Annotated in this window: 19 protein-coding genes; 12 read left to right on the forward strand and 7 right to left on the reverse strand. The window is 53.4% G+C overall.

Going from position 1 to position 20,922, the window contains the following annotated elements; all coding sequences use genetic code 11:
- Window positions 1–147 precede the first annotated feature (147 nt).
- Window positions 148–969, reverse strand: a complete 822-nt coding sequence (locus GTPT_RS09895) for a DUF72 domain-containing protein (RefSeq protein ID WP_025902981.1) — start codon at window positions 967–969, stop codon at window positions 148–150.
- A gap of 241 nt (window positions 970–1,210) precedes the next feature.
- Here GTPT_RS09895 and aspS point away from each other — a divergent pair, with 241 nt between their 5' ends.
- From aspS to ruvB, 6 genes are all read left to right on the forward strand, one after another.
- Window positions 1,211–3,001, forward strand: a complete 1,791-nt coding sequence (gene aspS, locus GTPT_RS09900; RefSeq protein ID WP_025902982.1) for an aspartate--tRNA ligase — start codon at window positions 1,211–1,213, stop codon at window positions 2,999–3,001.
- Window positions 3,001–3,447, forward strand: coding sequence for a dihydroneopterin triphosphate diphosphatase (gene nudB / locus GTPT_RS09905; protein ID WP_025902983.1), 447 nt, complete (start codon window positions 3,001–3,003; stop codon window positions 3,445–3,447). Before aspS ends, nudB begins: the two co-directional genes overlap by 1 nt.
- A gap of 78 nt (window positions 3,448–3,525) precedes the next feature.
- A complete protein-coding gene (locus tag GTPT_RS09910; protein WP_025902984.1) occupies window positions 3,526–4,269 on the forward strand; it encodes a YebC/PmpR family DNA-binding transcriptional regulator in 744 nt (247 codons plus the stop codon).
- A 33-nt stretch (window positions 4,270–4,302) separates the two neighbouring features.
- Complete coding sequence (gene ruvC / locus GTPT_RS09915; protein ID WP_025902985.1) at window positions 4,303–4,824, forward strand: crossover junction endodeoxyribonuclease RuvC; 522 nt, start codon at window positions 4,303–4,305, stop codon at window positions 4,822–4,824.
- 93 nt (window positions 4,825–4,917) lie between these two features.
- Complete coding sequence (ruvA, locus tag GTPT_RS09920; RefSeq protein ID WP_025902986.1) at window positions 4,918–5,535, forward strand: Holliday junction branch migration protein RuvA; 618 nt, start codon at window positions 4,918–4,920, stop codon at window positions 5,533–5,535.
- A gap of 8 nt (window positions 5,536–5,543) precedes the next feature.
- Complete coding sequence (gene ruvB / locus GTPT_RS09925) at window positions 5,544–6,551, forward strand: Holliday junction branch migration DNA helicase RuvB (protein WP_025902987.1); 1,008 nt, start codon at window positions 5,544–5,546, stop codon at window positions 6,549–6,551.
- Between the two features lie 31 nt (window positions 6,552–6,582).
- Here the strand turns inward: ruvB and znuB are convergent, their stop codons facing one another.
- Together znuB and znuC are read right to left on the reverse strand one after the other, a co-directional pair.
- Entirely contained in the window at window positions 6,583–7,368 is a 786-nt protein-coding gene (gene znuB / locus GTPT_RS09930; protein ID WP_029990145.1) for a zinc ABC transporter permease subunit ZnuB, read from the reverse strand.
- The gene (gene znuC / locus GTPT_RS09935) at window positions 7,368–8,120 is read right to left on the reverse strand and encodes a zinc ABC transporter ATP-binding protein ZnuC (RefSeq protein ID WP_025902989.1); all 753 of its coding nucleotides are present in this window, start codon (window positions 8,118–8,120) and stop codon (window positions 7,368–7,370) included. The genes znuB and znuC overlap by 1 nt, the downstream gene beginning before the upstream one ends.
- A gap of 77 nt (window positions 8,121–8,197) precedes the next feature.
- On the opposite strand from znuC, the gene znuA reads away from it, so the two are divergent.
- The 3 genes from znuA (at window position 8,198) to lpxM (ending at window position 11,588) form a co-directional block, all read left to right on the forward strand.
- Window positions 8,198–9,160 (forward strand): zinc ABC transporter substrate-binding protein ZnuA, encoded by a 963-nt coding sequence (gene znuA / locus GTPT_RS09940; RefSeq protein WP_025902990.1) that lies wholly within the window; start codon window positions 8,198–8,200, stop codon window positions 9,158–9,160.
- 15 nt (window positions 9,161–9,175) lie between these two features.
- The gene (gene mepM / locus GTPT_RS09945) at window positions 9,176–10,507 is read left to right on the forward strand and encodes a murein DD-endopeptidase MepM (RefSeq protein ID WP_025902991.1); all 1,332 of its coding nucleotides are present in this window, start codon (window positions 9,176–9,178) and stop codon (window positions 10,505–10,507) included.
- A 118-nt stretch (window positions 10,508–10,625) separates the two neighbouring features.
- Entirely contained in the window at window positions 10,626–11,588 is a 963-nt protein-coding gene (gene lpxM / locus GTPT_RS09950) for a lauroyl-Kdo(2)-lipid IV(A) myristoyltransferase (RefSeq protein ID WP_029990146.1), read from the forward strand.
- Between the two features lie 70 nt (window positions 11,589–11,658).
- On the opposite strand, the gene pyk is transcribed toward lpxM, so the two are convergent.
- Complete coding sequence (pyk, locus tag GTPT_RS09955; RefSeq protein ID WP_029990147.1) at window positions 11,659–13,101, reverse strand: pyruvate kinase; 1,443 nt, start codon at window positions 13,099–13,101, stop codon at window positions 11,659–11,661.
- Between the two features lie 565 nt (window positions 13,102–13,666).
- Between pyk and zwf the strand changes: the two genes are divergently transcribed.
- Window positions 13,667–15,142, forward strand: coding sequence for a glucose-6-phosphate dehydrogenase (zwf, locus tag GTPT_RS09960; protein WP_025902994.1), 1,476 nt, complete (start codon window positions 13,667–13,669; stop codon window positions 15,140–15,142).
- A 473-nt stretch (window positions 15,143–15,615) separates the two neighbouring features.
- Window positions 15,616–16,191, forward strand: a complete 576-nt coding sequence (locus GTPT_RS16745; protein WP_051170732.1) for an Ail/Lom family outer membrane beta-barrel protein — start codon at window positions 15,616–15,618, stop codon at window positions 16,189–16,191.
- A gap of 110 nt (window positions 16,192–16,301) precedes the next feature.
- Here GTPT_RS16745 and purT read toward each other — a convergent pair whose 3' ends face one another.
- Window positions 16,302–17,480, reverse strand: coding sequence for a formate-dependent phosphoribosylglycinamide formyltransferase (purT, locus tag GTPT_RS09970; protein ID WP_025902996.1), 1,179 nt, complete (start codon window positions 17,478–17,480; stop codon window positions 16,302–16,304).
- A gap of 290 nt (window positions 17,481–17,770) precedes the next feature.
- Between purT and GTPT_RS09975 the strand changes: the two genes are divergently transcribed.
- Window positions 17,771–19,828: a S9 family peptidase gene (locus GTPT_RS09975; protein ID WP_029990149.1), complete on the forward strand. Its 2,058-nt coding sequence runs from the start codon at window positions 17,771–17,773 to the stop codon at window positions 19,826–19,828.
- 4 nt (window positions 19,829–19,832) lie between these two features.
- Here GTPT_RS09975 and exoX read toward each other — a convergent pair whose 3' ends face one another.
- Together exoX and GTPT_RS09985 are read right to left on the reverse strand one after the other, a co-directional pair.
- Complete coding sequence (exoX, locus tag GTPT_RS09980) at window positions 19,833–20,507, reverse strand: exodeoxyribonuclease X (protein ID WP_029990150.1); 675 nt, start codon at window positions 20,505–20,507, stop codon at window positions 19,833–19,835.
- Entirely contained in the window at window positions 20,507–20,740 is a 234-nt protein-coding gene (locus GTPT_RS09985) for a DNA polymerase III subunit theta (protein WP_025902999.1), read from the reverse strand. Before GTPT_RS09985 ends, exoX begins: the two co-directional genes overlap by 1 nt.
- Between the last annotated feature and the right edge of the window lie 182 nt (window positions 20,741–20,922).

Consider the following 20,922-nt stretch of genomic DNA (forward strand, 5'->3'; position numbering starts at 1 on the left):
ACTATCCGCAAGGTCCAGAAAACGCCTATTCTCGCAGAAACTGGCGCAGCCTGCACCCATCAGCGTGACTTTTCACGCATCTCAGCCCCCATTCAGGCCGCAATACATGAAAAAGTCGCTTTATCTGTTCCGCTCTCCGCGCTGTTCTCAGAACAGGCTCGCCTGATCCGGCCATTCGGGAAGGGACGGTAATCCGTCACTGTAAGGCTGGATCTGCGGCCATAAACGGTGCAGTAACGGGAACACGTCACCCATCTCCGGTGTATGGATAAACAGCAACGGTGAGTGGGCTGTCTGCCATTCCTCTAACCGGGCGGACCAGTCAGAAAACAGGGCTGAGGAATCATTAACATCATCACTGCCGATAAAGCGGATCATCGGTGCGTCGGCAGTGCGTACGGCATGTACCGGCACTTTGGGCTTTTTGGCTTTGGCATCCAGCGCGGCAGCCGTTCGGGAAGGGGATGCATGTACCGCCCGGCTGTCGAGGATCACGCGATTAATACCGCGATCAGCCAGTCCCCGGTTCAGGGCCCGTTCTGCTTCCCCCCGCGCAAAAAATTCCGGGTGACGGACTTCCACCCCGTAGTTAAACGTGTCGGGCAGGGCAGACAGAAACTGCCACAAATCCGGTAACTGTGCGGGAGAAAAGCGGGCCGGTAATTGTAACCAGTATTGAGCAATGCGCTCGCTAAGCGGGTCCATACGGCGTAAAAATTCGCTGAGCAAATCGTCACAGTGGCGTAATTGTGCGTTGTGACTGACGGAGGCCGGAAACTTAAAGCAAAAACGGAATGCCTCATCCGTCATGGCTTTCCAGCGCAGAACGGTTTCTGACTCTGGTAGCGCATAAAGCGTGGTATTCCCTTCCACACAATTAAAATGCCGGGCATACTCTTCCAGAGTATGCAGGCCTGCCCGTTTCCAGTTCGGGTGTTGCCACTGAGGTAATCCGATGCGCAGACTCACGGGGTGCCCTTCTGAGGTGACTGACCAGGGATAATATCGCGGAAGAATAGCCCGGATCCTGCCGGGAACGAAACGTGCTGCGACTGAATGGCGAGGAAACAACCGCTTTCACGCGCCTGTACTTATCCTCGGGCAGATTTTCCAGTATAATACGCCCCATTTTGTAGCCGGCCTGCTTTGCCGGCAAACACTCCGGACACATTTTCAGACCGCTGCGGCAAGGTCAAAAAAGGATAGCGTAATGCGTACAGAATATTGCGGACAGCTCAACCTGTCCCATGTAGGACAGAAAGTCACTCTTTGCGGCTGGGTAAACCGTCGCCGTGACCTGGGGAGCCTGATTTTTATCGATATGCGCGATCGTGAGGGTATCGTTCAGGTATTCTTCGACCCTGACTATGCACAAGCCTTTTCACTGGCTTCAGAACTGCGTAACGAGTTCTGCATCTCCCTGGAAGGAGTGGTACGTGCACGTGATGAGCGTAATAAAAATACGGACATGGCAACCGGTGAAGTGGAAGTTCTGGCTACCGGCCTGACGATTATCAACCGTTCTGAACCTCTGCCACTGGACTCAAACCACGTCAATTCCGAAGAAGCACGCCTGAAATATCGCTACCTGGATCTGCGTCGTCCTGAAATGGCTCAGCGTTTCAAAACCCGTGCCCGTATCAGCAGTTTTGTGCGTCGCTTTATGGACGATAATGCGTTTCTCGACATTGAAACCCCGATGCTGACCAAAGCGACACCGGAAGGCGCACGTGATTACCTGGTGCCGAGCCGCGTTCATAAAGGCGAGTTCTACGCGCTACCGCAGTCCCCTCAGCTGTTTAAACAATTGCTGATGATCTCCGGTTTTGATCGTTATTATCAGATAGTGAAGTGCTTCCGTGATGAAGACCTCCGGGCCGATCGTCAGCCTGAGTTCACTCAGATAGACGTGGAAACCTCGTTTATGACGGCACCTCAGGTTCGTGAAATCATGGAACGTATGATCCGTGAACTGTGGCAGGAAATTCTCAACGTCGATCTGGGAAGTTTCCCGCAGATGACCTACGCAGAAGCGATGCGTCGTTACGGTTCTGATAAACCTGACTTACGTAACCCGATGGAACTGGTGGATGTGGCTGACCTGGTGAAAGGCGTTGAGTTTGCTGTCTTTGCAGGGCCGGCCAATGATGCCAAAGGTCGTGTGGCGGCATTACGTGTTCCCGGCGGTGCCCAACTGACCCGTAAACAGATTGATGAATACACAAAATTTGTCGGTAACTACGGGGCGAAAGGCCTGGCCTGGATGAAGGTGAACCAGCGTGATGCACTGCCGGAAGGTATTCAGAGCCCGGTGGCGAAGTTCCTGAGCGCAGAAATCATCGAAGCTATTCTTCAACGTACCGGTGCGACCGACGGCGATTTGATCTTCTTTGGCGCAGACAATGCCGGTGTAGTGGCTGATGCCATGGGTGCGCTGCGTCTGAAAACCGGACGTGACCTGGAGATCACTGAAACTTCCCGTTGGGCACCGCTGTGGGTGGTTGACTTCCCGATGTTCGAAGATGATGGTGAAGGGCACCTGGCAGCGATGCACCATCCGTTCACTGCACCGCGTGATCTGTCACCACAGGCGCTGATGGCCGCACCGGCTGAAGCGATCGCGAATGCTTATGACATGGTCATCAACGGTTATGAAGTCGGGGGCGGCTCGGTCCGTATCCACGACGGCAGCATGCAGCAGGCCGTGTTTACGTTGCTGGGCATTGATGAAGCACAGCAGCAGGAGAAATTTGGCTTCCTGCTGGATGCGCTGAAGTACGGTGCACCACCGCATGCCGGTCTGGCGTTCGGTCTGGATCGACTGGCAATGCTACTGACCGGGACGGATAACATCCGTGATGTTATCGCCTTCCCGAAAACTACCGCCGCAGCCTGCCTGCTGACCGATGCTCCGGGCGAAGCGAATCCGGATGCTCTGGAAGAGCTGGCATTGCAGGTAGTGAAAAAAGAGAAGAAACCTGCGGATCCGGCCGGTCACTGATGACGAATTATAAGCACCCGGTCTCGGTATTGGTCGTCATTTATGCGCAGGATACCGGCAGGGTGCTGATGTTACAGCGCCGGGATGACGCCGCCTTCTGGCAGTCGGTGACCGGCAGCCTGGAGCCGGGGGAGAGTCCTGCGCAGGCGGCCCGTCGGGAAGTGCAGGAAGAGACAGGCCTCGATATTGAGGCCGAAGGGGTAACGCTGGTGGATTGCCGGCATGAGATTACTTTTGAGATCTTCCCTCATTACCGGCACCGGTATGCCCCCGGCGTCACTCATAATCAGGAACACTGGTTTTTGTTATCGTTGCCGGCAGAGTTGCCGGTGACATTGACCGAACATTTATCCTGTCAGTGGTTACCTGCGGAACAGGCGGCCGCGCTGACAAAATCCTGGAGTAATCGTGAGGCTATCGAAAGATCCCTTATGAACCCGCAGTGATGCCGGATCCTGTTATCCGTAGCTGTGCAGAGCGTGCTGTACCCGATTATCTAATAACGAGATAGTGAGAGAATTAATATGGCTGGACATAGTAAATGGGCTAACACCAAACACCGTAAAGCGGCTCAGGATGCTAAACGTGGTAAAATTTTCACGAAGATTATCCGCGAGCTGGTAACCGCAGCCAAACTGGGGGGGGCTGATGCTTCCTCTAACCCGCGTCTGCGTGCGGCGATGGATAAAGCATTATCCAACAACATGACCCGTGACACCATGGATCGTGCTATCGCCAGGGGTGCCGGTGGTGAAGATAACGCCAACATGGAAACCATTATTTATGAAGGTTATGGTCCGGGTGGCAGTGCGATTATGGTGGAATGTCTGAGTGATAACCGTAACCGCACGGTCTCCGAAGTCCGTCACGCCTTTACCAAAACCGGCGGAAACCTGGGCACTGACGGCTCTGTCGCTTATTTGTTCAGCCGGAAAGGGGTTATCTCTTATGCTCCGGGCCAGGACGAAGATACGGTGATGGAAGCGGCGCTCGAAGCCGGTGCGGAAGACGTTGTCAGCTACGATGACGGAGCTATTGATGTATTCACGGCCTGGGAAGAACTCGGGAAAGTCCGTGATGCACTGGACGCTACCGGTCTGACCGCAGACAGTGCTGAAGTCACTATGATCCCATCAACCAAAGCGGATATGGATGCCGAGACTGCGCCTAAACTGCTGCGTTTGATCGATATGCTGGAAGATTGTGATGATGTACAGGAAGTTTACCATAATGGTGAAATTTCTGATGAGGTTGCGGCGACGCTGTAACCGGTCAGACAGTTTGACTGGACGAGAGAGTGTATGGCGATAATTCTGGGTATCGATCCGGGGTCGAGGATCACCGGGTACGGGGTTATCCGCCAGACCGGCAGACAACTCACTTATCTTGGCAGTGGCTGCATCCGAACCAATACGACTGAGTTGCCGGAAAGACTGCGGCTTATCTATGCGGGAGTCAGCGAGATTATTACGCAGTTCTCCCCGGATTACTTCGCCATAGAGCAGGTATTTATGGCGAAGAATGCAGATTCAGCCCTCAAACTGGGGCAGGCCCGGGGTGCCGCTATCGTGGCGGCGGTCAATCTGGCGCTGCCGGTATTTGAATATGCAGCCAGGCAGGTGAAGCAAACCGTCACCGGCACCGGTGCAGCGGAAAAATCTCAGGTTCAGCATATGGTCCGTAACCTGCTGAAACTGCCTGCGAATCCGCAAGCCGATGCCGCCGATGCACTGGCGATAGCCATCACCCATTGCCATATCAGTCAGAACAGCCTGCGGGTCAGCGATAATCCTCTGCTGATGGCGAGGGGAAGGTTACGCTAAGCACGCCGCTTATCAGTGATTAAGGCTGGATATTCATCCAGCCTTTTTTATGTTATAACCCTGTTCAGTGAAGATAATAAAAGGATATACACAGTGATTGGTCGTCTGCGGGGTCTTATTCTGGAAAAACAGCCACCACTGGTGCTGATTGAAGCCAATGGTGTCGGCTATGAAGTCCATATGCCAATGACCTGTTTTTATGAATTGCCGGAATTGCATCAGGAAGCCGCTATCTTTACCCACTTTGTGGTACGTGAAGATGCACAGCTGCTGTTCGGCTTTAACAGCAAGCAGGAGAGGACCCTGTTCCGGGAACTGATCAAGGTGAACGGCGTCGGACCGAAACTGGCTCTGGCTATCCTTTCCGGTATGTCGGCACAACAGTTTGTTCAGGCGGTTGAGCATCAGGAAATTGGTGCCCTGGTCAAGCTTCCGGGGGTCGGTAAGAAAACGGCTGAACGTCTGGTCGTGGAGATGAAAGACCGCTTTAAAGGCCTGCACGGGGACCTGTTCTCCGGTGAAACACCGTTTGAATTATCGGCACCGTCGTCGGCACCTGCGGATAACAACGATGCGGAGTCAGAAGCGGTGGCGGCACTGGTAGCGCTGGGCTACAAACCTCAGGAAGCCAGCCGTATGATCAGTAAAGTGGGTCAGCCGGGCGCTGACTGTGAAACATTAATCCGTGAAGCATTACGTGCTGCGATATAAGGATCGTTATGATTGATGCTGACCGTCTGATCTCTGCGACACCTCAGAGCGAAGAAGAGAGTCTGGATCGTGCTATCCGGCCTAAATTACTCGGAGAATATGTCGGGCAGCCGCAGGTTCGCGAGCAGATGGAAATTTTTATCCAGGCCGCCAAAATGCGTAATGATGCACTGGATCACCTGCTGATTTTCGGACCTCCCGGGCTTGGGAAAACCACGCTTGCCAACATTGTCGCCAATGAGATGGGTGTCAATCTGCGGACGACCTCCGGGCCGGTATTAGAAAAAGCCGGTGACCTGGCAGCGATGCTAACCAACCTGGAACCTCACGATGTGCTGTTTATCGATGAGATCCATCGGCTTTCCCCGGTGGTGGAAGAGGTGCTGTATCCGGCCATGGAAGACTATCAGCTGGATATTATGATCGGTGAAGGTCCGGCAGCACGTTCGATCAAGATTGACCTGCCACCGTTTACCCTGATTGGTGCAACCACGCGGGCAGGTTCACTGACTTCGCCGTTACGTGACCGTTTCGGGATCGTGCAGCGTCTGGAATTTTATCAGGTCAGTGATCTGCAGCATATTGTCAGTCGCAGCGCGGCCTGCCTCGGATTACCGCTGAGCAGTGAAGGGGCCCTGGAAATTGCCCGCCGCGCGCGGGGAACACCGCGTATTGCTAACCGGTTATTACGCCGGGTGCGGGATTATGCTGAAGTGAAAGCCGGCGGTGAGATGAGCGGTACCGTCACCGGCAGCGCACTGGATATGCTGGATGTTGACAGCGAAGGGTTCGATTTTATGGACCGGAAGTTACTGCTGGCGATTATCGATAAATTTACCGGCGGCCCGGTCGGGCTGGATAACCTGGCCGCAGCGATTGGTGAAGAGCGTGAAACCATCGAAGATGTGATTGAGCCTTATCTGATCCAGCAGGGGTTTATTCAGCGTACGCCGCGGGGAAGAATGGCGACACAACATGCTTATCGCCATTTTAATATTGTGCGGGATGAAACCTGATAACCGGCGAAGAAACGCCGGCAGGCCAGCTTTAGCTGGCCGTTTTTTTCATCATACTCAGCACAAAGAGGGCGGCGGCACAGAGCACCACCGAAGGGCCGGCAGGCGTATCATAACTTGCTGAAAATGCCATCCCCCCGGTAACCGACAGCATCCCGCAAAGTACGGCATAACCTGCCATTTGTTCCGGGGAACGGGCGAACCGGCGGGCAGTCGCTGCCGGAATGATCAGTAATGAGGTGATAATCAAGGCCCCGACAAACTTCATTGCCACCCCGATAGTCAGTGCGGTGACCAGCATCAGCAGCAAGCGACAACGTTGTAAATTAATGCCGTCCACCTGAGCCAGTTCCGGGCTGAGGGTCATTGACAGCAGCGAGCGCCATTGCCAGAGCAGGATAGCCACCACGACCGCCACACCGCTACCGATAAGCCAGAGATCCTGCGGAGTTACCGACAGTAAATCACCAAACAGATAGGCCATCAGATCGACGCGGATATTCGACATCAGGCTCACGACTACCAGACCCAGCGAAAGTGAGCTGTGTGCCATAATACCCAGCAGAGTGTCGATAGCCAGGTGCTGCCGGTATTCCAGCAGTACCAGCAACAGCGCCAGCAGCAGGGTGATCGCGATAATCGCGTAGTACGGATTAATATTCAGTAGTAAACCAAACGCGACGCCCAGCAATGAGGCGTGGGCGAGCGTGTCCCCGAAATAGGACATCCTGCGCCAGACAACGAAAGAGCCGAGCGGGCCGGCGGCCAATGCCAGCAGCATGCCTCCTGCCCAGCCCGGAAGCAGTAATTCCAGCATCAGTTATTCTTCCCTTTTTTCAGCACGATCCTGCCACGAAGGTCATGGCGGTGATTATGGTCATGCCGGTAAATGGCCAGTTCCTGCGCACCACGCGGTCCGAACATCGCAATAAACTCAGGATGCTGTGAAACGACCTCCGGTTTGCCGGAACAGCAAATGTGATGATTCAGGCAAAGGACGTCGTCGGTTCTGGCCATCACCAGGTGGAGATCGTGAGAAACCATCAGTACACCGCAGTTCATCTGTTGCCGTAACTGATTGATCAGGTCATAGAGTGCGACCTGACCATTCACATCCACGCCCTGAGTCGGCTCATCCAGTACCAGTAACTGCGGATTGCCCAGCAGGGCACGGGCCAGCAATACCCGCTGCATTTCTCCCCCCGAAAGTTTCTGTAACGGATAACGGGCCAGATGGCCTGCCTGAACACGTTCCAGCGCGGGCATTATTTCAGATTTGCTGACGCCCGGCGATAGCGCCATAAAACGGGTGACATTCAACGGTAATGTCGGGTCGATATGCAGTTTTTGTGGCACGTAACCGATACGTAACCCCGGACTCCGGGTTACCCTGCCTTCATCCGGTGTGAGTAAGCCGAGCACAATACGAACCAGTGTCGATTTACCTGCACCATTAGGGCCCAGCAGGGTCAGTATTCGTCCGGGAGCGATGGACAATGAAATGTGGCTGAGCACATTACGAGGTCCGAAAGACACAGAGATATTATCCAGTGCGACTAAGGCAGACATAGAATTTACAGTTTGCAACAGAAGCATTATGTTATAATATCACACATTATTACGTTTTTACGAAGGATTGAATTAAAATGTTACATTTTAAGCGGCGATATTTACCGGTACTGCTGGCTGCCGGAATCGGCTCATTTCTACCGGCGATCGCCAACAGTGCAGTAGTCACTTCAATCCGTCCGCTGGGCTTTATTGCGGCGGCCATCGCTGACGGGGTGACCCCGGTTGACGTGGTGTTACCGGACGGGGCATCTGAGCATGAATATGCACTGCGACCTTCTGACGTAAAACGTATAAAAAATGCAGACTTAGTGGTCTGGGTGGGGCCGGAAATGGAGAGTTTCATTACCCCGGTGGCGGCATCCCTGCCGGCAGTCAATAATCTGCAACTGACGGCGTTACCGTCCGTGCAGAGTCGCCTGATCAAAGGGGATGAAGACGAAGAACACGACCACGACCATCATGAGCATGACGACGGGGAGGCTGGCCGGGAGAACTCTGATAGTCATCACCATCACGGTGAATATAATATGCATATCTGGCTGTCTCCGCAGATTGCTGAGGCATCTGCAGTGGCTATTCACGATAAATTATCGGAACTTATGCCGGATCGCAGAGACAAACTGGATGCGAATCTGAAATTATTCAGGGAACAACTCGCGCAGACCGATATACAAATCCGTCAGCGCCTGTTACCGGTTTCGCAGGAAGGCTATTTTGTGTTTCATGATGCGTACAGTTATTTTGAACACACCTTTGGCCTGTCACCGCTGGGGCACTTTACCGTGAATCCGGAAATTCAGCCCGGAGCCCGGCGATTACATGAAATAAGAACACAGTTGGTTGAGCAAAAAGCGGTATGCGTTTTTGCTGAGCCACAATTCAGGCCAGCCGTCATTGATGCGGTAGCCAGAGGAACCTCAGTCCGCAAAGGCACGCTGGATCCCCTGGGTATGGGTATCGGGCTGACACAAGACAGTTACGTCAGGTTCCTGTCACAATTGTCCGGCCAGTATGAGAGCTGCCTGAAAGGAGCATAGAAGGAAATCAGATAAGTGCAACCGATTGCCCGCTCTGTCGCCCTGGCATTTAATAATTTGTCGCGTCCCCATCGTATTATTCTGGGGTCGCTGACCGTGGTGACATTGGCTATCGCCGTCTGGCGGCCGCCGTTTTATCACCAGGATCAGGGTGATGCTGCAGAAACAATTGTCAGTAATATCGAAAACGATGCTGGCCGGTTACGTACCATGTTACCGGAGGCCAGTGAGCCGATAGATCATAATACTCCGGTCCCGGAGGAGGATGTTCCGCCGGAGACCCCGGAGGACAATGATGTCCCGACGACCCGTGAATATACCGTTTCATCGGGTGATACACTCAGCAGTGTACTTAATCAATATGGTATTGACCTGCAGGATGTCAATGCGCTGGTCGCCAGTGATAAGGGCCTGCGAACGCTGAATATTGGTCAAAACCTGAGCTGGTCGCTGAATGCTGACGGTCAGTTACAGTCTCTGGACTGGGAAATTTCCCGCCGGGAAACCCGTAATTATGTACGGGATGGTCGTGGGGGCTTTACCATGACGCCTTCCGTCCAGCAAGGTGTCTGGCAGGATACTGTCGTGCAGGGCGCTGTCCGGGGCAGTTTCGGTGCCAGTGTACAGAGTGCGGGGCTAAGCCCGGCCGAAGCCAGTGCGGTGGTCAAGGCACTGCAATGGCAGCTGGATTTCCGTAAGCTGCGTGCCGGGGATAAGTTCAGTATTCTGTTATCCCGTGAAAACCTGGACGGGAAATCGATGCAGAGCCAGTTACTCGGTGTTCGTCTGCGTTCGGCAGGTAAAGATTACTATGCATTCCGTGCCGATGATGGCAAATATTACGATCGTACCGGCTCGGGGCTTGCCCGCGGTTTTATGCGGTTTCCGACGGTAAAACAATATCGTGTCTCGTCCGGGTTCAATCCACGCAGGGTGAATCCTGTTACCGGGCGTATCGCGCCGCATCGGGGGGTTGATTTTGCCCTGCCGGTAGGGACACCGGTACTGGCTGTCGGTGACGGTGAAGTGATAGTGGCTAAGAACGGCGGAGCTGCCGGCAATTATATTGCCTTACGTCATGGCAGACAGTATATGACCCGCTATATGCATCTTAGCCGTCTGCTGGTGAAACCTGGTCAGAAAGTGAAACGCGGGGATCGTATTGCGTTGTCGGGCAATACCGGACGGTCGACCGGTCCGCATCTGCATTTTGAGGTCTGGATCAATAATCAGGCGGTGAACCCGCTGACCGCGCGTTTGCCGGAAATGGAAGGTCTGAGCGGCCAATCCCGCAAAGCCTATCTGGCACAGGTTAAAGACTGGCAGTCGCGTCTTACCCTGAACTGACGGAGTGAGTTTCTGAAAAGCCGGTGTATTTTTACCCGGCTTTTTTCATTTATGCAGATGAATATTGCAAATAATCCCTTCAGCACTATCATAAGCCCGTCAAAACAGAGGTCAGTGCATGAAGAATGATAAGAAAAACGCGAAAGAATTTATCCCGGTTTTCAGACCGGCATTTCTGAAACCTGTCTATTGGGGAAACTGGCTGGCGATTGCCGCTTTAGCCCTCATGGCATTATTGCCGGTGAAAGTGCGCGACCCTGTGCTCGGCACGCTGGGGAAATGGGTCGGCAGGGTAGCGAAAAGCGCCCGTCGCCGGGCGCGTATTAACCTGCAGTACTGCCTGCCGGAACTTCCTGAGCAGGAGAGTGAGCAGGTCATCGACCGGATGTTTGCGACAGCCCCTCAGGCGATGGTGTTGATGGCCGAACTGGCAATCAAAAACCCGGAAACTATCCGCAAAAGGGTCGTGTGGCACGGTCGTGAAATCATCCGTCAGATGAAAGATGAGCAACAGAATGTCATTTTTCTGGTACCGCATGGCTGGGGCGTGGATATTCCGGCCATGCTGCTGGCCTCTGAAGGCCAGAAAATGGCCGCGATGTTTCATAATCAGAAAAACGAGTTGATGGATTATCTCTGGAACCGTCTGCGCAGGGTGTACGGCGGACGGATGCATGCCCGTAATGACGGAATAAAGCCGTTTATCAGTTCAGTACGTCAGGGATACTGGGGATACTATCTTCCGGACCAGGATCACGGTGCGGAACACAGTGAATTTGTGGATTTTTTTGCGACTTATAAAGCCACTCTTCCCGCGATAGGCAGACTGATGAAAGTTTGCCGTGCCCGGGTCGTCCCGTTATTCCCTGTCTACAACGGAAAAACCCATCAGCTGGATATTTATGTACGCCCGCCGATGGATGATCTGATGGATGCCGATGATAAAACGCTGGCGCGCCGGATGAACGAAGAAGTTGAGATTTTTGTCCGTCCGAATCCGGAACAATATACCTGGATACTGAAACTGCTGAAAACACGGCAGGAAGGGGATATTGAACCTTATGTCCGCAAGGATTTATAACCCTGCCTGAGCCTGCGGGCAGGGGGTCGTGCTCCCGGACACCATTTTCCGTGGAGCACGACAGCAGGGATCACCCGACCCGCAGTACCCGGCTGGTATTTGTCGTTCCGCTCGCCCCCATCACATCCCCCTGGGTCACAATCACTAAATCACCGGACATCAGATAACCCTGGTCACGCAGCAGAGTGATGGCATCGTGCACCGCCGCCAGGCCATCGGTATAGCTCTTAAACGCTACCGGTGTCACTCCACGGTATAACGCTGTCCGGCTCAGTGTTTTAGCGTGCCGGGACATCGCAAAAATCGGCAGCCCGGAGGTGATCCTGGAGGTCATCAGGGCTGTTCTGCCGGATTCGGTCATGGTAATGATGGCCGTTACTCCCCGCAGATGGTTAGCCGCATACATCGCTGACATCGCAATGGCTTCTTCGATATTATCAAACTGTACGTCAAGCCGGTGTTTGGAGACATTCACACTGGGGATCTTTTCCGCGCCCAGACAGACATTCGCCATCGCGCTGACGGTTTCCGCCGGATACTGCCCCGCGGCGGTTTCTGCAGAGAGCATCACGGCATCGGTGCCATCCAGCACTGCATTAGCAACATCCATAACTTCTGCGCGTGTCGGCATCGGGTTTGTGATCATCGATTCCATCATCTGAGTGGCCGTAATGACGGTCCGGTTAAGCTGACGCGCCCGACGGATCAGTGTTTTTTGAATGCCGACCAGTTCAGGGTCCCCGATTTCTACTCCCAGGTCGCCGCGGGCTACCATCACGACATCACACGCCAGAATAATGTCGTCCATCGCTTCAGGGCTTGCAACCGCTTCAGCACGCTCAACCTTTGCCACTATCCGCGCATCACATCCCGCGGCTTCCGCAAGCTGGCGGGCGTAGCGTAAATCCTCGCCGGTACGGGGGAACGACACCGCCAGATAGTCGACACCGATCAGGGCCGCCAGATGAATATCGGCTTTGTCTTTTTCCGTCAGCGCCGCAGCGGAAAGCCCGCCTCCCGGTTTATTGATCCCTTTATTATTTGATAACGGGCCACCGACGGTCACGCGGGTAACAACCTGAACATCGTTAACCTGTGTCACTTCGAGTTGTACGCGACCATCATCCAGCAGCAGAGTATCTCCCGGCACCACATCCTGTGGCAGGCCTTTATAATCGATTCCGACCTGCTGATGATTGCCTTCGCCTTTCTCCAGCGTGGCGTCCAGCACAAAATTATCACCCATATTCAGGAAGATTTTGCCCTCTTTAAAGGTCGATATACGAATTTTAGGGCCCTGAAGATCCCCCAGAATGGCCACATGGCGGCCGAGTTTACGGGCGATTGCTCTGACGTTATCCGCTCTGGTCTGATGGTCGCTGGCGCTGCCATGAGAAAAATTAAGACGCACAACATCAGCGCCGGCAGCAATGATCTTCTCCAGATTATTCTCGCGGTCTGTGGCGGGGCCGAGGGTAGTAACAATTTTGGTTCTTCTCAGACGTCTTGACATGAACGACTCCGTTGGCGAATAAATCAGCATAAGTGGACTGCGCCAGACCACCGGATGACATGCTGGCTGATCCGGAAGTGCTGTTTAATGCTTAAATGTTGGTATTTTGTTAAAATCCCGCACAGTATTCTTATATCCATATCAACGCCATTTCGCTGTGACTTCTTTGATGCGCTGCAACATATCGGCAGATAGAGGACGATATGGACGAAACAGGCGGTAACATAGGGGAAATATCGGTGATTTTCTCCTGGTTGAATGTCATCGTCTATTATTTAAAAAGGGAATAACACTGTTTCATTTGCAGTCACCCGGCACGCCGGGTGGTAAACTCTGATATAAGAATAGGTTGTTATCACCGTCTACACTGTACGTTAGCTAATTCTCTGTACAGTCAGTGTGTTAATATAGTCTGGCTGGCCGGGCGTACTCACACCAGGTAACTTTCTGTGTATTTACCTGATGGCCTAAAAAGAAGTACAGTGTCACGCAAATAAATTAAAAGTGAAAAGAGACCGGCACTATCAGCAGACCGTGACGGTAACTCTGCAATGAGGAGAGTAGAATGGCGGTAACCCATCAGGCCCAGGCATGTGATCTGGTCATTTTCGGTGCCAAAGGCGATCTCGCACGCCGCAAACTGTTGCCTTCCCTGTATCAGCTGGAAAAAGCCGGTCAGATCCATGACGATTCCCGCATTATTGGCGTAGGCCGTGCTGACTGGGATAAAGCGGCGTATATCGCCGTGGTGCGTGAAGCACTGGAAACGTTTATGAAAGAAAAAATCGATGAAGAGTTGTGGGATAAACTCAGCAGTCGTCTCGACTTTTGTAATCTGGATGTGAATGATGCCGCACATTTCTCCCGTCTGGGTAAAATGCTCGACCAGAAAAAACGTGTCACCATCAACTACTTCGCGATGCCACCGGGAACTTTCGGTGCCATCTGTCAGGGGCTGGGCCAGGCAAAACTGAATGCTAAACCGGCACGGGTTGTGATGGAAAAACCGCTGGGGACTTCACTGGAGACCTCACGTGAAATCAACGACAGCGTGGGCGAGTATTTCGATGAAAGCCAGGTTTTCCGTATTGACCATTACCTCGGCAAAGAAACGGTACTGAATCTGTTGGCGCTGCGCTTTGCTAACTCCATCTTCGTTAACAACTGGGATAACCGGACTATCGATCATGTACAGATCACGGTCGCTGAAGAGGTAGGGATTGAAGGGCGCTGGGGCTATTTTGATAAAGCCGGCCAGATGCGCGATATGATCCAGAACCATCTGCTGCAGATCCTGACCATGATTGCCATGTCTCCGCCATCTGATCTCAGTGCGGACAGTATTCGTGACGAGAAAGTCAAAGTATTACGTTCGTTACGCCAGATAGATCAAAGCAACGTGCGTGAGAAAACGGTCCGTGGTCAGTACACGGCGGGCTTTGTACAGGGCAAAAAGGTACCAGGGTACCTGGAAGAAGAGGGTGCGAATAAGACCAGCAGCACAGAGACCTTTGTTGCCATCCGTGTTGATATCGATAACTGGCGCTGGGCGGGTGTACCTTTCTACCTGAGAACCGGTAAACGTCTGCCGGCTAAGTGTTCTGAAGTCGTGGTGTATTTTAAAAACCCGGAAATGAATCTGTTTAAAGATTCCTATTCAGAGCTTCCGCAGAACAAACTGACGATCCGTCTGCAGCCGGACGAAGGTGTGGATATTGAGATCCTGAACAAAGTTCCGGGTCTGGATCACAAGCATAAACTGCAGACCACGAAACTGGATCTCAGCTTCTCAGAGACGTTCAACGAATCTCACCTGGCCGATGCTTATGAGCGCCTGCTGCTGGAGAGCATGCGGGGTATTCAGGCGCTGTTTGTACGCCGTGATGAAGTGGAAGCTGCATGGACCTGGGTTGACTCTATCATCAATGCCTGGGCAACCGATGGCGACAGTGCGAAGCCTTACCAGGCAGGGACCTGGGGGCCGGTCGCTTCAGTCGCGATGATCACCCGTGACGGACGCTCGTGGAACGAGTTTGAATAACTCCCGTTGCTAAGTGTGATATCCCTGACGGCCTGCTCTGCAGGCCGTTTTTATCCCCGGAACGGGGGTATTTTCCGCAGTTTTTTGCCGCAGCCCCGGGTGTATTAATCTGAAGCATGGCAGGTCAGTCTCCGGGTATCGACAGGTATCAGGGCACCTTATCATTTACCCCCTGGCCTGCACACTGAACGGGGGCCGCTGTTTTACGGCCATACGCTGACGGAATAAACGGAGAGAAATCCGGTTTTTTGCAAACCAGTTCAAAATTTATTAGCAGTCAGGCTAATGACTTCCAATGATAACTTTATATACTGTCTGCAATGCAGAGATTGCGCGTTATGCGGGGCGGAATACGGGGATTTTCAGTGAGCTCCCGGTTCAACTGTTCCCAATATGAGTCCCTCAGCAATCACGGATATTGCAGGGAACCCGAAGTTCGGGTCTGAAAAATTCAGGATTATGGATGATTACGAATGAAAAAATACTTTGTGCTATTGATGCTGATGACCGGCATCCTGATCAGCATGCCAGCAACGGCTGGACGCCATAGCTTTACGCTGGGTTATACCGGCGCTCAGGTAGCGGATTTAAATAATCTGAAGGGCGTGAACCTGAAATATCGCTATGAATGGAACTCTCCCCTCAGCGTCATTGCTTCAGCCAGTTACCTGAAATCTACGACGTATTATGAACACAATAGCCTGAATCAGTCCTATGCAAGAGAAACCCGGATCCGGGAATATTCTTTACTTGTAGGGCCCGCCTGGCGGTTTAATGAATTTTTCAGTATTTATGCCCAGGCCGGTGCCACTTTCAATAAAACGACTGTCAACTGGGCGAATGTATTTATTGCCCCGGTGAACAGGGGGATGAACTATATGTTCCATAAAACCAGCCGTTCAACAGTCCCGATGATAAGCCTGGGCACACAAATTAATCCTCTCAGCCCTATTGTCCTCGACCTGTCTTATGATGTGGCCCGTCCGAAGATCTCCGGAGAGACGAAAACGTTTAGCAGCGTTAATCTCGGGGCCGGGATCGCCTTCTGACAAGCGCTGTGACTTTCTTCCCCTGAAAAACCGTCTGAGTGACAAAGCATAAAGGGGCAGGGGAGGTTCCGGCCGGAGATCTCCGGCCGGGTGTACTGAGGTATAGCCGGTCAGCCGTTCACTGTCACCTTACCGGCGGCAGCAATGGCTCTGCTGACGGCCTCTTCAACTGTAGTTGCACAGGCCAGTGCCACACCCATACGACGCCGGCCGGCAATTTCCGGTTTACCGAATAATCGTAATTGCACGCCGGCAGACAGGGCCTGATCGACTCCGGAAAAACGCACATCCCGGCTGTTCAGTTCCGGCAGGATCACGGCCGAGGCCGCCGGACCGTACTGGCGGATAGCTCCTACCGGCAGGCCGAGAAACGCGCGAACATGCAGGGCGAATTCTGATAGATCCTGAGAAATCAGTGTTACCATACCGGTATCATGTGGCCGCGGAGAGACTTCACTGAAGATAACCTCATCACCGCAGACAAACAGTTCCACACCGAACAGACCATAGCCGCCAAGGGCTTCTACCACGGATGCTGCAATGGTCTGTGCACGTTGCAGGGCCGCAGAACTCATCGCCTGAGGCTGCCAGGACTCACGGTAATCGCCGTCTTCCTGACGGTGACCGATAGGGTCACAGAAATGGATACCGTCTGCCGCATGAACGGTCAGTAACGTTATTTCAAAATCAAAGGCGACAACGGCTTCAATAATGACCCGTCCGGCGCCGGCGCGGCCACCTTGCTGTGCATATTCCCAGGCTTTTTCAAGCCCGGAAGCATCACGAATAAAGCTCTGGCCTTTACCGGAGGAACTCATTACCGGCTTAACAATACAGGGAAACCCGATGTCCTCTGCTGCGGCAAAGAAGGTCTCTTTACTGTCGGCGAAGCGGTAACCGGAGGTGGGCAGTTGCAGCTCTTCTGCCGCCAGACGACGAATACCTTCACGGTTCATTGTCAGTTTTGCAGCCCGTGCCGACGGCACCACACGCTGTCCCTGTTGTTCCAGTTCCAGCAGAGTATCGGTAGCAATAGCCTCAATTTCCGGCACCACATAATCCGGTTTCTCTTTGGCGATAATCTCTGCCAAAGCTACGCCATCAAGCATATTGATGACATAACTGCGGTGCGCCACATGCATGGCCGGGGCATCCGGGTAGCGATCCACGGCAATCACTTCGACTCCCAGTCGCTGGCATTCCAGTGCCACTTCTTTTCCCAGTTCACCTGAACCTAATAACATTACGCGCGTAGCTGAAGGACGCAGTGCCGTGCCAAGAGTTACCATTGTTCCACCCATTAAATCTGATCATAAACACGGCGGGCAGTATAAACGAAAACGATTGCGCTGGCATTAACGGGCGATTTCTTTTTTATAATGTTACATTCAGCAGCAGAGGGGCAGGTGTGTCAGGTGGCGTAGTGACATGATCACGTAGTATGACAGAGACACCTGACTGACCCGCAGACGATTCAGCGTAACGCCATCAATGTCCTGTCGGGCGGTATCCTACGCATGGCCCTGAATAGCAGCCTCCGGTGGATAGGCCATAAGATTGTGATGACCAGGAAAAGAAAATGACAATACCTAAAGCAGCGAAACACCCCCATACCATGACGCTTCATGGCGAAACACGTGTGGACGATTACTACTGGCTCAGGGATGATGAGCGCGCTGATCCTGACGTTATCGCCTATCTGCAGGCGGAGAACAATTATTGCCGGCAGCAGCTATCTCCGGTGGAACCACTGGAGCAGACGCTGTACGAAGAAATGGTGTCCAGGATCCCGCCGAAGGATCACTCAGTGCCTTACCGCAAGAACGGTTATCTTTACCAGCAGCGTTACGAGAAAGGGGGCGAATATCCCCTGTGGTTTCGTGCTGCCGATGAAGAGGGGTTACAGCCGGACTGGCAATGTCTGATTGACTGTAACCAGCGGGCAAAAAATCATCCGTTTTACAGTCTCGGTGCGCTGGATATTACCCCTGATAACCGCCTGATGGCAGTGGCTGAAGACTATCTGTCACGACGTCAGTATGAGATCCGTTTGTATGATCTACAGCAGAATTGCTGGCTGCCGGAGGTGCTGACCGGAGTATCTCCTTCGCTGGTATGGGCAAATGACGGCAAAACCTTGTTCTATGTCAGGCAGGATCCCGGGACGCTGTTGCCCTGGCAGGTCTGGCGTCATGAGACCGGCACCCCGGTCACCGATGACCAGCTGGTCTATGAGGAATCGGACGACAGTTTCTATGTCAGTCTTGGGAAAACCACCTCCGAAGCCTTTATCGAAATTGTGATTGATAGTACGACGACCAGTGAGATCTGGCTGGTGGACGCCGGACAGCCGTCCGGTGCTGCCCGTTGCTTCCTGCCACGCAGGGAAGATCACGAGTATGACCTCGACCACTATCAGAACCATTTTTATATCCGTTCAAACTCAGCGGGGAAAAACTTTGCGCTCTTTATGGCAGAAGAGACGGCTCCGCAGGAGTCGCACTGGCAAACCTTGCTGCCTGCACGGGATCATCGGGTGCTGGAAGATTTTCAGATCTTCCGTGACTGGCTGGTCACCGGTGAACGTGAAAATGGCCTCAGCTGCCTGACACAGTATCACCGCTTTCGTGACGAAACGCGGGAAGTAACCTTCGATGACCCTACCCGGGTGGCCTGGCTTGGGTATAACCCGTCACCGGAAACCTCACAATTACGTTACGGTTACTCGTCAATGACCACGCCGGCCACCACCTATCAGCTGGATCTGGACAGCGGGGAACGTCAGGTCCTGAAACAAACGGTGGTTAAAGGCTTCAGCAGCGAACAGTATCAAAGCGATTATCTGTGGCTGACGATGGAAGATGGCTGCCGTGTTCCGGTCTCTGTGGTCTATCGGAAATCCCTGTTCTCCCCGGGGAAAAATCCGTTACTGGTCTACGGATACGGGGCTTATGGCAGCAGTATGGATGCAGATTTCAGCAGCAGTCGTCTGAGTCTGCTGGACCGGGGCTTTGTCTATGCCCTGGTGCATATCCGTGGCGGCGGGGAGTTGGGGCAGGCCTGGTATGATGCCGGCCGGCTGGCCAATAAACAAAACAGTTTCAGCGATTTTACCGGCGCAACCCGGCAACTGCTGGCGCAGGGCTACGGTGATCCCACCCGGTGTTACGCCATGGGCGGCAGTGCCGGAGGGTTGCTGATGGGCGCGGTGATCAATCAGGCTCCGTCACTCTATCACGGCGTTGTGGCACAGGTACCGTTTGTCGATGTGCTGACGACGATGCTGGATGAAAGTATTCCGCTGACCACCGGTGAATATGATGAATGGGGTAATCCGAACAGGGCAGAAGATTATGCGACGATCCGTGCTTACAGCCCGTATGACAATATTGTCCCCGCCAGTTATCCGCATTTGCTGGTGACCACCGGACTGCATGATTCTCAGGTGCAATACTGGGAACCGGCCAAATGGGTAGCAAAACTCCGTGAGGTTAAACAGGATGACCATCTGTTATTACTTCTCACCGATATGGAGGCCGGTCACGGCGGGAAATCAGGGCGTTACAAAGCGTATGAAGATATCGCGATGGAAATGGCATTCCTGCTGGGACTGGCGGATGGCTCCCTGGGCCACTGAGGGCTCAGGGCTGTCCTTTCAGGTAACGTTGCAGCGTCTGGCGAAACTCCGGGCGCAGGTCGTTCAGGTTATCCAGCATCCAGCGTAAATACCCCGGGTCTTTACGTGCGATCACGGCGACCGGCTGACCCCGATACTTCCCGAACGGGAAAATATCGGGGTTCGCTTCCCGGGAAGCTGGCTGGCACAGCGTACGCAGGGCAGTAATCTCCGGGCCTGACTCTTCCATGATGCGCAGCAGAAGTGCGGCGGTGACATAACAGTCATACAGTGCCCGGTGGGCATGCAATTCCGCAGGTGGCGTCACCTCCAGTTGCAGGCTATGGCGCAGGGCCTGGTTACCGTATTTTCGGCCCGGCCAGAGCTGCCGTGCCATTTTCATCGTACACAGCCATTCGCCACCCATTTCGGGCAGCACCCGGCGGTCAAAACTGGCATTATGTGCCACATAGCAGGGGCTTCCCTGATAGCGGCCGATGATATCTTCGATATACGGCTTTCCGGCCACCATTGCCGGGGTGATACGATGGATAGCCATGGCCCGGGTACTGATTGGCCGGTCAGGACAGACCAGGTCGCTCATCGGGTTCGTGATCTTTCCGTCGATAACATCTATCGACGCAATCTCAACAATGCCGCCTTCTAATCCACAGGTTTCAGTATCGATGACTCTGAACATCAGTTTTTCTGTTTCGGTTCATAAGGCAGACGGGAAAGGGTCAGCGATGTCTGACGATAAACACCCAGCCGCTGGCGGAAACGCTCACGAAGGGCCTCCGGCTGTTCCCGTTCAACAATCTCTGCAACTACCGGCATATTATAACGCTCTTTAAACGCCACACCGGACGCCGCTAAATCCGTATTAATTTGATCTTTTTCTTCTGCACTGAGCAGGGCTAAATTAAAGCTCATCATAGACTCCATGTTATCAGGCGCAAAAATAATGCTTTCTGGCGGGGCAATCAACCCTTTCCGGCTTGCGGCAATCTCGACACCCTTCGGTCTGCAGCGTATTCTTGACGAAAACCGGCGTACCGGCTGCAAATTACCTCAGGGGATCAACGTGTCAGGCAGTCATAACGAATTCAATCCGT

The sequence above is a fragment of the Tatumella ptyseos ATCC 33301 genome (assembly GCF_000735525.1).
Lineage (GTDB): Bacteria > Pseudomonadota > Gammaproteobacteria > Enterobacterales > Enterobacteriaceae > Tatumella > Tatumella ptyseos.

Bases quoted from the DNA above. Each gene is read 5' to 3' on its own strand.
- aspS (WP_025902982.1), top strand. From the start codon at position 1,211: ATGCGTACAGAATATTGCGGACAGCTCAACCTGTCCCATGTAGGACAG.
- nudB (WP_025902983.1), top strand. From the start codon at position 3,001: ATGACGAATTATAAGCACCCGGTCTCGGTATTGGTCGTCATTTATGCG.
- GTPT_RS09910 (WP_025902984.1), top strand. From the start codon at position 3,526: ATGGCTGGACATAGTAAATGGGCTAACACCAAACACCGTAAAGCGGCT.
- ruvC (WP_025902985.1), top strand. From the start codon at position 4,303: ATGGCGATAATTCTGGGTATCGATCCGGGGTCGAGGATCACCGGGTAC.
- ruvB (WP_025902987.1), top strand. From the start codon at position 5,544: ATGATTGATGCTGACCGTCTGATCTCTGCGACACCTCAGAGCGAAGAA.
- znuB (WP_029990145.1), bottom strand. From the start codon at position 7,368: ATGCTGGAATTACTGCTTCCGGGCTGGGCAGGAGGCATGCTGCTGGCA.
- znuC (WP_025902989.1), bottom strand. From the start codon at position 8,120: ATGTCTGCCTTAGTCGCACTGGATAATATCTCTGTGTCTTTCGGACCT.
- znuA (WP_025902990.1), top strand. From the start codon at position 8,198: ATGTTACATTTTAAGCGGCGATATTTACCGGTACTGCTGGCTGCCGGA.
- lpxM (WP_029990146.1), top strand. From the start codon at position 10,626: ATGAAGAATGATAAGAAAAACGCGAAAGAATTTATCCCGGTTTTCAGA.
- pyk (WP_029990147.1), bottom strand. From the start codon at position 13,101: ATGTCAAGACGTCTGAGAAGAACCAAAATTGTTACTACCCTCGGCCCC.
- zwf (WP_025902994.1), top strand. From the start codon at position 13,667: ATGGCGGTAACCCATCAGGCCCAGGCATGTGATCTGGTCATTTTCGGT.
- GTPT_RS16745 (WP_051170732.1), top strand. From the start codon at position 15,616: ATGAAAAAATACTTTGTGCTATTGATGCTGATGACCGGCATCCTGATC.
- purT (WP_025902996.1), bottom strand. From the start codon at position 17,480: ATGGTAACTCTTGGCACGGCACTGCGTCCTTCAGCTACGCGCGTAATG.
- GTPT_RS09975 (WP_029990149.1), top strand. From the start codon at position 17,771: ATGACAATACCTAAAGCAGCGAAACACCCCCATACCATGACGCTTCAT.
- exoX (WP_029990150.1), bottom strand. From the start codon at position 20,507: ATGTTCAGAGTCATCGATACTGAAACCTGTGGATTAGAAGGCGGCATT.
- GTPT_RS09985 (WP_025902999.1), bottom strand. From the start codon at position 20,740: ATGAGCTTTAATTTAGCCCTGCTCAGTGCAGAAGAAAAAGATCAAATT.